The sequence below is a fragment of the Polyangium sorediatum genome, from assembly GCF_029946465.1.
Taxonomy (GTDB): domain Bacteria; phylum Myxococcota_A; class Polyangia; order Polyangiales; family Polyangiaceae; genus Polyangium; species Polyangium fumosum.
This window is the reverse complement of record NZ_JARZHI010000067.1, coordinates 16,374-30,073: the sequence shown is the minus strand read 5'-3', so window position 1 is coordinate 30,073 and position 13,700 is coordinate 16,374. Positions and strand designations below refer to the sequence as shown.

The window sequence follows — 13,700 nt, the reverse complement described above, 5'->3', positions numbered from 1 at the left end:
CGGTTGGAAGTGCCGGATGATACTTGCGAGCCATGCGGAAAACAGGATTTTTGCACACCACGCGCGCAGTCGTGGGGGGGGCGTGTTTCACGGCGTGAAACATGCCCCGCCGGCCCGCTGCTTCCCGGCCTGCCTCCCGCGCTGCGTGTGTTGGCCCGCTCCTTGCTGTTGAACCGTGGCGCCATGTTCCACGTCGAGCCCTTCTTTGATCCCGCCACCTTCACGCTGACCTACGTGGTGTATGATCCCGGTTCGAAGGACGCCGTGGTCATCGACTCGGTGCTCGATTACGAGCCCATGTCCTCCACGGTGAGCACGGCCTCGGTCGAAAATATCGCGGCGTTCCTCGACAAGGCAGGCTTGACGCTGCACTGGACGCTCGAAACGCACGCGCACGCCGATCACCTGACGGCCACGCCCTGGCTCAAGAAACGCTTCGGCGGCCGCAGCGCCACCGGCGTGGGAATTCGCGAGGTGCAAAAGGTCTTCAAGACCGTATTCGACATGCCCCCGACGTTCCGCACCGACGGCAGCCAGTTCGACCTGCTCCTCGAAGACGGCCAGATCCTCGAAGCCGGCACGCTGCGCATCGCGACGATGTCGACGCCCGGCCACACGCCCGGCTGCGTGTCCTACCACATCGGCGACGCGGTCTTCACCGGGGATGCCCTGTTCATCGAGGATTACGGCACGGGGCGCTGCGATTTTCCGAAGGGCTCGGCCGACGCACTTTATACGTCGGTTCACGACAAACTGTACGCCCTGCCCGACGAGACGCGCGTCTTCGTGGGCCACGATTACCAGCCCGGCGGACGACCGATGCGCGCCGAGACCACGATCGGGAAGTCCAAGCGGGAAAACATCCAGCTCCGCGCCGAGACCACACGCCCCGATTTCGTGGCGCTCCGCAATGCGCGGGACGCGACGCTCGCGGCGCCGCGTTTGCTCTGGCAGAGCGTGCAGGTGAACATCGACGCCGGGCGCTTGCCCGCCGAGCACGAGAACGGCGTCCGGTACCTCCGCATCCCCCTGAACCTCCGCAAGCCCGTGGACGACGACGGGGCGCCGAGGCGCGCGAGCACGAGCTGAAACACGCGTTGCAACATGTTACGCTGCGGGCGTGCCCCGCAAACCTCCCGCCCTATCGACCGAGGACGTGATCGCACGCGCCCTCGAGGCTGCCTCGGGGGCGGCCCTCGTCCTCGACGGGGAGCTCCGCATCGTCCTGTCCACGCCGGCCGCGTCGGAGCTCCTCGGCATCGAGATCCCGCCCCACGCGTCGGCCCCCAAGCTCTTGTGCGGCGACAGCGAGAAACGTCCTGTGGCCGAGGCGCTCGCGGAGGGGCGGCCGGTGCAGGCCATTCTCCCGCCGCGCGGGTCCAGCCGGCGCCTCGTGCGCGTGCGGTCGCTGCCCGTGACCCAGGGGCGCGCGCGGGTGGGCACGCTCCTTTTGCTCGAGGACGCCGGCGAATCGTTCGAGGCGGGCGAGATCCTGTTTCACGGCATGTGGACGCAGGACCCGGCGATGAAGGTGATGTTTCGCGTGCTCGAGCGTGTCGCGGGCGATGACGTGACGGTGCTCGTGCGCGGCGAGACCGGCGCGGGCAAGGAGCTCGTCGCGAGCGCCATTCACGCGCTCTCGGGGCGGCACAAGGGGCCGTTCCGCGCCATCAATTGTGCCGCCTTGCCTTCCCATCTGCTCGAAAGCGAGCTCTTCGGGCACGCGCGCGGGGCCTTCACGGGCGCGGTGCGCGATACGCCGGGGCACGTGCAGCTCGCGCACCGCGGCACGTTGTTCCTCGACGAGATCGCGGAGATGCCGCTCGAACTCCAGGCGAAGCTGCTCCGCGTGGTCGAGACGCGCACGGTCCTCCCCGTGGGCGCGCGTGAGCCCGTCCCCGTCGACGTGCGTTTCGTCTCGGCCACGCACCGCGCCTTGCGAAAAGAGGTCGAGGCAGGCCGGTTTCGCGCCGATCTCATGTACCGGCTGCGGGTCATTCCGGTCTTCATCCCCTCCTTGCGCGAGAGGCCCGACGACATCCCGCTGCTCGTCGAGAAATTCATGGCGCTCCGCAACGAGACCAGCCGGCGGCGCGTCGATCGCGTCTCGCCGGCGGCCATGGCCCTTCTCCGTCGGTATTCGTGGCCCGGCAATGTGCGCGAGCTGAAGAACGTGCTCGCGTATGCGTACGCCATGGGCGACGGCCCGACGCTCGTGCCCGCGGATTTGCCGCCCGAGCTGCTCGACCCGAGCCTCTTTGGCGCCGAGCAGGTCGCGCCGTCCCCGACGCCCGAGGCGTGTGCCGAGCACCCGAACCCCGAGGCGCGCCGGATCCTGGAGGTGCTCGCGCGCGCCGGGGGCAATCGCCAGCGCGCCGCGAAGATCCTCGGCCTGAGCCGCGTGACCTTGTGGCGAAGGATGCGCGAGCTCGGCATCGCCGGCCCTGCCTGAGGAACGTTGCAACACGCGCCTCCGCGTGTTGCAGGATGTTTCAAGCCGCAGGCGTAGGGGCTTGAAAAAGGGGGGTGTTGCGTGGGATCCGCGTGAAACGGCGCGTGGCACCTCGTTTGCAGCGCGGTCCGCGAGGAGAGCCCCATGCCCACGCTGCTCGACAGGTCCACCCCGAACCCTGCCGGTTATCGCGACATCACGCCGAAGGACGTCGCCGCGGCGATCCCCGGCGCGCGGCTGATCGACGTCCGCGATCCGGCCGAGCTCCGTGGCGAGCTCGGGCACGTGGCCGGCGTGGAGAACGTCCCGGTCGCGCGGCTCGACGCGGCGGGCTTTCGCAAAGACGAGCCGCTCGTCCTCGTTTGCCGCTCGGGGCGCCGCTCGGGCCAGGTGGCCGCGGGGCTCGCGGCGGCTGGTTTTTCCTGCGTCATGAACATGGCCGGAGGCATGATCGCCTGGAACGAGGCGGGCCTGCCGGTGAGCCGCTGAGGGAGACGCCATGCTCGCCCTCGGCGCCGCGCTTGCGCTCGTGATTGGTGTCGTCCTCGGCATGCTCGGCGGCGGAGGCGCCATTCTCACGCTGCCCATGCTCGTGTATTTGCTCGGCGTCGAGCCACGCGCGGCCATTGCGACGTCGCTCTTCGTCGTGGGCGTGACCGCGCTCGTGAGCCTCGTCTTCCACGCGCGGCGCGGCCACGTCCGTTATCGGATCGGCGCGTTGTTCGGCGTGGCTGCGATGGCCGGGGCGTTCGTGGGCGGGCGGCTCGCGCATTTCGTCCCCGAGGCCGTCCTCCTCGTCGTGTTCGGCGCGACGATGGTGGCCTCGGCCGTCGTCATGTTGCGCGGACGTGGCGAGGACGCCGCGAACCGGCGCGAGCTCCGCGTGGAGCGCGCGCTCTTGCTGGGCGGCGCCGTGGGGTGTTTTGCGGGCCTCGTGGGCGCCGGCGGCGGCTTTCTCATCGTCCCCGCGCTCGTTCTTTTTGGCGGGCTCGCCATGCGCGAGGCCGTCGCGACGTCCCTGTTCGTCATCACGCTGCAATCGTTTGCCGGATTCGCGGGGCACGTGGCGCACGCGCAGCTCGACCCGGTGCTCGTCGGGCTCGTCACCTCGTTCGCCGCGCTCGGCAGCGTGGCGGGCGCGCTCCTCGGCAAGCGTGTATCGCCGGAGGTTTTGCGCCGCGTGTTTGCATGGCTCGTCGTGGCGATGGGCCTCTTCATGCTCGGCAAGCAGCTCCCCCTGCCGCTCCTCCTTCTCGTGGCCGCGCTCGCGCTCGGTGTGATCACGCGCCCCTGGGCCGCCGCATTGCCCGGACGTCCCGCCGAAAGGTAGCCCCCACGCCGCCGCGGCCCTCGTGGTTTGCCGCGAATTGCACGTCCGCCGCGGGCGGCCGGGCTCGTGCGTGTTCCTGAAACACCGTGAAACATCCATGCAACGCGGCTGGAACGCGTCGGGGCGCGCGTTCGTGGGGCGCGCGGGTTTCGAGGCGCTGGCGTGGGAATCGTGGTGTGGCATCTTGCTTGCTTGGGTCCCGGACGAACCGAACACCCTGGAAGAGGAAACGAGATGGCCACGACCACGCCCGCACCGTCCACGAAAACAAGCCTCCCGCGATCCGAGGCCGCCGCGACTCCGGAGCTTGGGCGCGCGCGCGTCGTCGTCATCGGCGGCGGCACGGCCGGCATCTCCGTGGCCGCGCGGCTCGCGCGCGCCGGCGTGGAGAACATCGCGATCATCGAGCCCTCCGAAAAACACTATTACCAGCCTCTCTGGACGCTGGTCGGCGCCGGCATCGTGAGCGCGGACGTATCGGAGCGCGATGAGGCCGCCTACATCCCCGAAGGGGTCCGCTGGATCAAGGATTTCGCGGAGGAGATCGATCCGGTGGCGCAAACGGTGCACGTCCGCGGGGGCGGGCGGATCGGCTACGATTTCCTGGTCGTCGCCCCGGGCATCCAGCTCGATTGGGACGCCGTCCCCGGATTGCGGGAAGCGCTGAAGACGGAGAGCGTGTCGAGCAATTACGATTTCCGCCTCGCGCCGAAGACGTGGCGCCTCATCGAGTCCTTCCGCGGCGGCGGGACAGCGCTCTTCACGCACCCCACGGGGCCGATCAAATGCGCAGGCGCGCCGCAGAAGATCGCATATCTCGCCTGTGATCACTGGCGCAAGACGGGCGTGCTCGAACGGTCGAGCGTGATCCTCGGCTCGGGGCAAAAGGCGATCTTCGGCGTCGCGGAGTACCGCGCCGTGCTCGAGCAGGTCGTCGCGCGCTACGGCATCCAGACGAAATTCGATCGCAACCTGGTCGAGGTGCATCCAGACCGGAAGGAGGCCGTCTTCGCGGTCGTCGGGGCTCCGGCGGGCACGCGAGAGACGATTCGATACGACATGATGCACGCCGTGCCGCCGCAGAGCGCGCCCGATTTCATCAAGCGGAGCCCGATCGCGCACAAAGACGGACCGAACAAAGGCTGGGCCAAGGCCGACAAGCACACGATGCAGAACCCCGAGTACCCGAACATCTTCGCGCTCGGCGACGCCTCGGAGCTGCCGACCTCGCGCACGGGCGCAGCCATTCGCAAGGAAGCGCCGGTCCTCGTGGAGAACCTGCTCGCCGTCATGAACGACAAGGAGCCCACGGCAAAATACGACGGTTATGCCTCGTGCCCCCTCGTGACGTCCTACGACTCGATGCTGCTCGCCGAATTCGATTACACCGGCAAACCCACGCCATCGATCCCCGTCATCGACACGATGAAGGAGCGCTACGACATGTACCTGCTCAAGCGGTACGGGCTGCCCTGGATGTACTGGAACCTGATGCTCCGCGGTCTGTCCTGACCGAGGCGTTGCGCTGGGGCTTTGCCCCAGGCCCCACCAGGGGCTGTCCGCCCCTGGACCCGGACCAGCGAGGCGCTGGACCCAGGGTCGATGAACTGCGCGGTGCGCAGTTCATCGAACAGCCAGGGTCAAGACCACAAGCGACCCTGCCAACCAAGGCCGCAGTGCTGCAGGTTCAACGAGCAGCGGCCCCGCCGCCAGCTTGAAACCCACCTAAACAGTCTTGCCACCGGCCCGTTGGAAGAACTGCGCGGAGCGCAGTTCTTCCAGCTTCGGTCCAGGCCGTGCCTGGTCCGGGTCGAGGGGCGGACAGCCCCCGCGGGGTCCGGGGCAGAGCCCCGGTCACGCCGCCTTCCTGATGCGCGCGAGTGTCCCCCGCGCGAGTGCGTCTCGATCCACCTCGTCGAGCGACTCCACCACGAGGTCCGCTCCCGCTGCCCGCAAAAGCTCGGCGTCTCCGAGCCGCGCCACCCCGAGTGCTTGCATCCCGCCGGCCTTCGCTGCTTGCACGCCTGACGTCGCGTCTTCCACCACGAGTGCTGCCTCGGGCTGCACGCCGAGCTCTGCTGCGGCGCCGAGGAAGATGTCCGGGGACGGTTTGCCCCGTGGGAACGTCCGGCCGCAGACGTTCGCGTCGAAGAGGTCGACCAGCGTCGTGCCGGGCTCTTTGCCGAGCGGGTCTGGACGGAGGCCTGGCATCGGCTCGGGCACCACGATCCGCGCGAGCAGCTCGTTTGCGTTCTTCGACGACGAGGCCACGGCCATCGGCAAACCCATGTCGCGCACGGCGAGCACGAAGCGCAGCGCGTCCGGGAAGGCCTGGAACGCGCCTTCCTGGATGAGGCCCAGGATCTTTGCTTGCTTCGCCGCTGCGTACTCTGTGGCGTGGACTGCGGCGTCGGGGACCCCGAAGTACTCGAGAGCTGCGCGGGCCCCGTCCTCGCGGGGTTTGCCCGCGACGAGCTTCTGGTAGACCGCTGTGTCGAAGCGCGCGGGCGTGTACAGCGACTGCGCGGCGAGCGCCTTCCAGGGGCCTTGCATGAGCTCGTCCAAGGTCTCTCGCCAGGCGCGCTCGTGCGGCGAATCGACGAGCACGCCATCCACGTCGAAGAGGATCCCCGCGAACGCCATGCGGGGACAGATGAAGCCCTGACGGGCGCGCCGGAAGCCCTGCGGCGCTCAGCCGAAGAGGAGCATCGTGGCCGTCTGGTTGACGTGGCCGACGAACTGCTCGCCGTACGTGCTGAACAAGGCCGTCGGGATGCCCTCGAAGATCGCGCCGTACGGATCGAGGAGGCCTCGGGCTTCGATCTCCAGCGTGCGCAGAACGCAGTCGAAGCCGACGAGCGCCGACGCGCCGCCGAGCTCCTCGCGGGCTGCCGTCAGCGCGCGGCGCGTGTCCTCCACGATGTCGCTCGCTTCGAGCACCGTGAGGACCGTGCCTTCGGGCACCTCGCAGTAAAACACCACGCTCTCGCCGCGGAGCTGCTGCGGGCTCCGGACGAACGGTTCGTCGCCGACCATCAGGCCGAGTGGGTGGCGCTGGAAGTGGCTCACGAGCTCGGCCATCGGGATCCCGAGCACCTCGGCGTACCGGACGGCCGCGGGTTTGCCGTCGAACGTATACACGACCCGCGCGGCCTCGTCGCAGGCCGTCACGCAGAGCGCGCGATCGAGCGGGCGGAAGCTCTGCGTCTTGATCGCGCGGAACGGCACGGCGGGCTCGAGCAGGAGCAGCACCGCGGCGTTCGTGTACGCGGTGCCGTCCTTCGCGACCCACGTCGAGGCGAAGGTGAGATCGTCGCCGGCCGAGCCGCCGAGGATCGGGATGTCCGTGAGATCGCCGAGCCGATCCATCAGGCGATCCTCGGCCATGCTGAGCCCGTCGACGAGCAGGAGGCCCACGTGCCGCGTTGGATCCAGGCGTGCGAGCGGGCGACCGACGTGCGCTTCGAGCGGCGTGAGCGCGGCCTTCACGTCGGCGCGCCCGCGCAGATCCTCGATCACGGCGACGGCCGCGTCCCGCACGATCTCTGCGCCGAGCGCCATCGCGACGACCGAGCCCTTGCGCCACGCGCGCCCCTCGCGCTCGCCGGCCGTCGTGCAGCCGACCACGATCGCGCCGGGAAACGCGCGCTGCATCGCCTCGGCGAGCGCGCGCGGATCCCGCGGGCCGCCGGCGAAATAAAGGACCACGACGGGCTCGACGGACGCGAGCTCTGCGCGCATGCGGCGCGCGACGTCCTCTGCGCCGATCTCGGTCGCATGAGCGGTTCGAACGGGCACGTTGACAATCCTCCCTGCGTGCTCTCGATGAAGATGGCTAGAGCGCCGACCCGTTCGGCGCTCTGCGAGATCGCGAAGCGAGCTCGCCTCGGGGGGTGAATCGCCCGGGCTTTGCCCGGGCGAGAGGGGGACGCGAGGCGTCCCCCTCGGGACAGAAGGGTGAATCGACCGGGCTTTGCCCGGGCGAGAGGGGGACGCGAGGCGTCCCCCTCGGGACAAAAGAGCTAGGACATCGAGCGGTTGTCAAACCGATCGATGTCCTAGCGTTGCGGGCCCGAGGACGGCGGCGGTCGCCACGACACACCCGCGCCCGGCCCAGGCAGATCGACCCCAAGCTCGCGCGCCAGGGCTTCGAGCTTCCGAAGGACCTCGGGATCGTCGGAGGAGGTGTCCGTGTACTTCGAAGGATCGATGCCCTTCAGCATGAGCTTCGCGCGGACGAACCCTGCCATCGACGGGTTGCCCCGCGAGCGGTGGGCGACGATGGCGTCGATGATCTGCTTGACCTTGCCCGACATGCTTTCGCGGGCTCGCGCGCGAAATGCGGCGCGATCTCCCACTCCACGGACATCATCGCACAAACGTCACGTCATCCCCAACTGCTCTGTCAGGCCGGGGCCGCCGCCGCGGGCGTGCTGCCTGCGAGCTCGGCGAAGAGCGGCGCCAGATCGGCCCGGCCCCGCAGCGGCGCGCAGATCCGGCCCGAGGCGCGCAAGAGCTCGAACTCGAGCTTCTCCGCGCGCCGGCCGACGTCCGCGAGCGCGAGGAAGTGCTTCGCCTTGCGATCCTCCATCGCCCGATCCGCGATCACCAAGCTGTGCCGGAGCTCGCGGATTTGCTGGTCCACCTCGGACACGGCGCGCTCTTTCTCGACCGCCGCCGCCTCGACCTCGAGCTCGGCGTGGCGCGCGTTTGCCCAGAAGTCGACGAGATCGGCGAGCGCGCGGTACGCGGCTGCGAGCTCGCGGTACGGCTCGCGGAAGCCGCTCCGGCCTTCCCAGAAGACGACCTCGCGGTGCGCCTCGCGCACGCGCGGCGCGAACGAGCGCGCGGCCCCGGCGAGCGGCGCGATGCCGGCCCGGGTCGCGCGCGCCTCCTCGCGTGTCCGCGAGATGTCCACCGTGAGCCGGTCCATCGCCTTGCCCTGGCGGAAGCGGCCCTCCTTCCACTCGCGGTGGATCGTGTCGAGCGCGCGTTGCTCCTCCAGCCCGCGGGTCCGCAGCTCCGCGAGCTCCTTCACGTGGGCCTTCATCTGCTCGAGCGTGCGCGCGACCTCGACGGGCAGCGCGCCGCCGTAGGTCTTGCCGACGAGGCGCTCGACGATCTCGACGCGCGTGCCCCAGCGCTGCACCGCGGCCGTGGCCGTGGGGCGCGGGGGCGCGAGCGGCGGCGCTGCGTCGAGATCGGGCGGCGCGGGGATACGCGCGGCCTCGCTGACCTCCTGGAGCATCGCGAGCACCCGGTGGGCGTCGACGGGCCGGCCGTCGGGCACCTTCGACATCAGGTCGTAGACGAGGTGATCGAGCGCGGGCGGCACGCCGGGCAGGTTCTCGCCGAGGCGCGGCGGTGGCTCCAGCATGTGCTTGTTCAGGATCTGCGCGGGGCTCGGCGCGTCGAAGGGCAGCCGCTGCGTGAGCATCTCGAAGAGGATCACGCCGAGCGCGTAGAGATCGGCCGGCGGGCCCGCGTCCGACGACGTCGCGCGCTCGGGGGCCATGTACTCGGGCGTGCCGAACACCTCGCCCGCGTTCGTCAGGCGCACGTCCTGCGCGCAGCGCGCGATGCCGAAATCGAGGAGCTTGACCCGATCGCCCCGGAGCAAGAAGACGTTCTCCGGCTTGAGATCCCGGTGGATGACCTCGAAGTCGTGGGCGCGCGCGAGCGCGCGCGTCATCTGAATGACGATGGGCAGCGCGCGCGCGATCGGCACGGGACCGGCGGCGATGACCTCCGAGAGGCTCTCGCCTTCGAGCAGCTCCATCACGAGGAACGGCGTGCCGTCCTCCGCGTCGCCGTGATCGAAGATCTCGATGATGTTCGGGTGCGCGAGCCGCTGCGCGAGCTTCGCCTCGCGGTTGAAGCGCTCGCGCGTCGTATTGTCCGAGGCGAGCTGCGGGTTCAGGAGCTTCACCGCGCAGGGCCGGTCCGTGAGCAGGAAGCGCGCGCGGTACACGGAGGCCATGCCGCCGATGCCGATGAGCTCGTCGAGCACGTACCGGCCCCCGACGGTGCTACCGAGCCACGGATCGCGGAGCACGACGAGCGTCGAGCCGTCCGCGAAGCAGACGTTGCTCTCGCTCGGATACCGGAGGCTGCACGTGGGACAGGACTTCATGCGCGGCGCGAGGGAGGGCGGGGTGGGGGGCGTGAGGCAGCCGGTCCCATCCACCGCCCCTGCGTGCCACCTGATTACAGGATCTCGCCAATGCGCTGCAAGAGTCCGCCGCCGGAGAAGAGCGCCCGGAGCCCTTTGCGGAACCAACCATAACTTTGGGCCGTGTAGGGGTACCAGAGCGGGTCCTTGCTCCCCATGCCGACCCGCTCGACGCTGACGTGCTTGATGTTGCACATCTCGCGCAGCCCTTCCTCGCCCATCGCACGGCCGAAGCCGCTCGCCTTGATGCCGCCGAAGGGGGTGTCGGGCGTGCCGCCGTTCGTGAGCACGTCGTTCACGAGCACGCTGCCCGCCTCGACGCGCTCGGCGAGACGCGTCGCGTGATCGCGGTCGCGCGAAAAGACGTACGCGTTCAGGCCGAGGTGCGAGTCGTTCGCGAGGCGCAGGGCCTCCTCCTCGGTCGAGACGCGCATGAACGGCACGATCGGCCCGAAGATCTCTTCGGTCATCACGGTCATTTGGTGGTTGCAGCCGTCGATCACGGTCGGCTCGAAGAACTGCCCCGGCCCCTCGCGCCGCTTGCCGCCCGCGCGCACCGCGGCGCCCTTCTGCACCGCGTCTGCGATGTGCTTCTCGGCCACGTCGATCTGGTGCGGGAAGATGATCGCGCCGACGTCGACGAACTCCGCGCTCGGATCGCCCTGCCGTAGCTCCTTCGTCAGCTCGACGACGCGATCGACGAGCTTGTCGTGGACCTCGCGGTGCGCGTAGACACGCTCGACGGAGACGCAGACCTGGCCGGCGTTCGAGAAGCCGCCGAACACGATGGCGCGCGCGGTGCGCTCGACGTCGGCGTCGGCGCAGGCGATGAGCGGGGCCTTGCCGCCGAGCTCCATCACGCACGGGATGAGCCGCTCGCCGCACGCGGCTGCGACCCTGCGGCCCGTGGCGACGCTGCCCGTGAGGATCACGAAGTCGGGCTGCGCCTCGATCAGCGCCGCGCCCGTCGGCCCGTAGCCGGGGACGATCTGGAGCAGATCCTCGGGCAGGCCCGCGCTGTCCCAGACCTCCTTCGCCTTCTGCGCGATGAGCGGCGTCACCTCGCTCGGCTTGATGACGACGGCGTTGCCCGCGAGCAGGGCGATGATGGCGTCGCGCAAGGGGAGCTGGAACGGGTAGTTCCAGGGCGAGATCACGGCCACGACGCCGCGCGGCTTGTAGTGGATGAAGCTCCGGCGATGCTTGAACATGTGGAGCTTGACCTCGTGCGGCGCGAGGACACGCGGCGCGGCCTTGGCGAAGAAGGTCGCCAGGTCGGCGGCGACCATGACCTCGTGCAGCAGGGCCTCGTGGCGGGGTTTTCCGCACTCGCGCACGAGCAGATCGACGATCTCGTCGGCGCGGTCGACGATGGCGTCGCGGAAGCGGAGCACGCGCTCGCAGCGCTCCTCGACGGGCAACGCGCCCCAGGCCTCCTGCGCGCGCCGCGCCCGCTCGACGGCGCGCTTGACCTCGTCGGCGGAGGTGACCTTCACCTCCCCGAGCAGCTCGCCCGTGGCCGGCGCGTAGCTCCGGATCTTCGTCGCCGCGTGCCCATTGGCGCCCGGACCGCTCCCCGTCACGTTCCCCGCCCCTCGGTCCATCACCACCTGGCCCATTTCATCCTCCTGACAGCCGAGCGTTCGGCCCGGCGCGTCGTGCTCGTCCGCGCATCCGCGCGGGCTCTTCGCCGGCACGGTCGTCGCCCGAGAACGTAGCCAAAGGGGAGGCATGCTTCAATCGGAGAACTCGCGCCACGGACGGCTTCCGCGCGGCTGTCCGGAACGAAGGCGCCCGCAGGCAAGGGCGTCTCCGGGCCCGAGGGCGTGCCGTCGAACGCCGGCGTCAAACCCGGGTCATTCCACCGTCGAGCACGATTTCCTCGCCGGTCATGAAGGATGCGTCGTCACTCGCGAGGAAAAGGGCCGCCTTCGCCACCTCGTCCGCCGTGCCGAAGCGCCGCATCGGGATCTGCGCAATCAGCCCTTGCGCGAAGCCCTTGCGCGCCTCCTCGGGGAATCCGAGCTTGGTATGGAGCGGCGTCTCGATCGGGCCTGGGCTCACGGCGTTCACGCGAATGCCCGCCTCGGCGAGCTCCGCCGCGGCGACGCGCACGATCGACCGAACCGCCGCCTTCGAGGCCGCATAGACGCTCGACCCTGGCATGCCGAGTTGATTGTTGATCGAGCTGTTGACCACGATGGCGCCGCCGCGCCGGAGGATGGGCGCGAAATGCTTGATGTAAAGCCAGGGGCCCCGCACGTTGATGCGGAACGAATCGTCGAACGCGGCCTCGTCGAGCGAGGTGATGGGGCCGAATTTGGCCACGCCGGCATTGAGGAAGAGGACGTCGACGCCCTTGCCCTCCGCGGCGAAACGCGCGGCGAGCGCTGCGATGTCTGCGCTCGACCCGGCGTCCGAGGCGACGACCTCGGCAATGCCCGAGAGCTCCTTGCGGGCGGCTTCGATGGTTTGCGGATTGGAGCCGGTGACGGTGACCTTCGCGCCCTCGGCCGCGAAGAGCCGGGCTGCGGCGAGCCCGATGCCCGTGGTTCCACCCGTGACGAGGACGACCTTGTTCTGCAGCTTGCCCATGATCTTTGCTCTCCAGCGAGGCCGGCGTCCCGCGGTGTTCGGGGTCCGCGTCCGGCTTCGATGAGCAGAGCATGCACCCACCGGCCGACCTCCGGCAGGCGAGGGAATGGCAATCTTCTGTTGCAAAAAGCTGAAGGATGCAGAGCATCCGGTCCATGGACTTCCTGGGTCGGGCCCGCACGCTCGTTCGGATCGTCGAAGCTGGTTCGTTCTCGTCGGCGGCGCGGTCGCTCGGGCTCTCGCTCGCGGCGATCAGCCGGCAGATCGGCACGCTCGAAGAGGAGCTCGGCGCGAAGCTCTTCGTGCGCACGACGCGGAGCCTTCACCTCACCGACGAGGGGAGGCGTTTCCACGAGCATGCGACGCGGCTCGTGCGCGAGGCCGACGCCGCGATGGCGAGCGTGCGGCCCGACCGGGCGATCGGGGGCCGTGTCGTCGTCTCCGCGTCCGTCGCGCTCGGGGTGCTGCGGATCGTGCCGGCGCTCCCGGCGCTGCTCGAAGCGTATCCGGCGCTGGAGCTCGAAATGCGCCTGGAGGACCGCGAAGCCGAGCTCGTGGGCGAAGGCGTCGACATCGCCGTGCGCGCCGGCATGGCGCTCCCGGACACGACGAACCTCGTCGCGTTGCCGGTCGCGACGTTCGCGCGGGTCCTGGTCGCGTCCCCGGCCTATTTGCGTCGTCACGGAACGCCTCGCACGGTGGATTCGCTTGCGAGCCACGCGGCGGTGCTTGGCCTTTTGAGCTCTGCGACGGTGCATTTCGTCGAGGAAGGCGAGACTCGCGCCGTCACGTTGGCGCCGAAGCTCCGTGTGGCCACGATGCTCGGCATTCGCGCGGCGGTGGAGGCCGGCGTGGGCATGGCCGTGGTTCCCAGGTTCGTCGTCGCGGACGCCCTCGCCGCTGGTTCCCTGCGCGTGCTCCTGCCGGAGGCGACGCTCTCCCCCGTGTCGGCGCATGCGCTCTACCGGATCGAGAATCGTGGTTCGCCGCGCATCGACGCCATCGTTGCGCACTTTCGCGCGACCCTGCCGACGGATCCAGCGCCCGCCGCGCCTGCGCGCGGGCGACGTCGCGCCTGAGCCTCGAAGGGCCGCGCGGCGGCTGTCCGGAACGATGCCGCCCGCGCGCGCGGCCATTTCGTGTACGTGGCT

General features: G+C 69.7%; 12 protein-coding genes. 6 read left to right on the top strand and 6 right to left on the bottom strand.

Annotated elements, in window-relative coordinates; translation table 11 throughout:
- Positions 1–183 precede the first annotated feature (183 nt).
- The 5 genes from QHF89_RS40480 (at position 184) to QHF89_RS40460 (ending at position 5,294) form a co-directional block, all read left to right on the top strand.
- Positions 184–1,089 (top strand): MBL fold metallo-hydrolase, encoded by a 906-nt coding sequence (locus tag QHF89_RS40480; RefSeq protein WP_136967676.1) that lies wholly within the window; start codon positions 184–186, stop codon positions 1,087–1,089.
- A 31-nt stretch (positions 1,090–1,120) separates the two neighbouring features.
- Positions 1,121–2,452 carry a sigma-54 interaction domain-containing protein gene (locus tag QHF89_RS40475; RefSeq protein WP_284721559.1) on the top strand — a complete coding sequence of 444 codons (1,332 nt, stop codon included), beginning with the start codon at positions 1,121–1,123 and terminating at the stop codon, positions 2,450–2,452.
- Positions 2,453–2,596: 144 nt separating this feature from the next.
- Complete coding sequence (locus QHF89_RS40470) at positions 2,597–2,941, top strand: rhodanese-like domain-containing protein (RefSeq protein ID WP_136967677.1); 345 nt, start codon at positions 2,597–2,599, stop codon at positions 2,939–2,941.
- A gap of 10 nt (positions 2,942–2,951) precedes the next feature.
- A complete protein-coding gene (locus QHF89_RS40465; protein ID WP_136967678.1) occupies positions 2,952–3,782 on the top strand; it encodes a sulfite exporter TauE/SafE family protein in 831 nt (276 codons plus the stop codon).
- 234 nt (positions 3,783–4,016) lie between these two features.
- Positions 4,017–5,294, top strand: a complete 1,278-nt coding sequence (locus QHF89_RS40460) for an NAD(P)/FAD-dependent oxidoreductase (RefSeq protein ID WP_136935931.1) — start codon at positions 4,017–4,019, stop codon at positions 5,292–5,294.
- A 342-nt stretch (positions 5,295–5,636) separates the two neighbouring features.
- On the opposite strand, the gene QHF89_RS40455 is transcribed toward QHF89_RS40460, so the two are convergent.
- The 6 genes from QHF89_RS40455 to QHF89_RS40430 form a co-directional block, all read right to left on the bottom strand.
- The gene (locus QHF89_RS40455; protein ID WP_136967679.1) at positions 5,637–6,425 is read right to left on the bottom strand and encodes an HAD family hydrolase; all 789 of its coding nucleotides are present in this window, start codon (positions 6,423–6,425) and stop codon (positions 5,637–5,639) included.
- 48 nt (positions 6,426–6,473) lie between these two features.
- The gene (locus QHF89_RS40450; protein WP_136967680.1) at positions 6,474–7,580 is read right to left on the bottom strand and encodes an FIST signal transduction protein; all 1,107 of its coding nucleotides are present in this window, start codon (positions 7,578–7,580) and stop codon (positions 6,474–6,476) included.
- Between the two features lie 260 nt (positions 7,581–7,840).
- Entirely contained in the window at positions 7,841–8,098 is a 258-nt protein-coding gene (locus QHF89_RS40445; protein ID WP_136967681.1) for a hypothetical protein, read from the bottom strand.
- Positions 8,099–8,187: 89 nt separating this feature from the next.
- Positions 8,188–9,915 (bottom strand): serine/threonine-protein kinase, encoded by a 1,728-nt coding sequence (locus QHF89_RS40440; protein ID WP_136967682.1) that lies wholly within the window; start codon positions 9,913–9,915, stop codon positions 8,188–8,190.
- Positions 9,916–9,989: 74 nt separating this feature from the next.
- Complete coding sequence (locus QHF89_RS40435) at positions 9,990–11,651, bottom strand: aldehyde dehydrogenase family protein (protein WP_284721558.1); 1,662 nt, start codon at positions 11,649–11,651, stop codon at positions 9,990–9,992.
- A 148-nt stretch (positions 11,652–11,799) separates the two neighbouring features.
- A complete protein-coding gene (locus QHF89_RS40430) occupies positions 11,800–12,549 on the bottom strand; it encodes an SDR family oxidoreductase (RefSeq protein WP_136934745.1) in 750 nt (249 codons plus the stop codon).
- A gap of 155 nt (positions 12,550–12,704) precedes the next feature.
- Here QHF89_RS40430 and QHF89_RS40425 point away from each other — a divergent pair, with 155 nt between their 5' ends.
- Positions 12,705–13,628, top strand: coding sequence for a LysR family transcriptional regulator (locus QHF89_RS40425; protein WP_284721557.1), 924 nt, complete (start codon positions 12,705–12,707; stop codon positions 13,626–13,628).
- Positions 13,629–13,700: the final 72 nt, after the last annotated feature.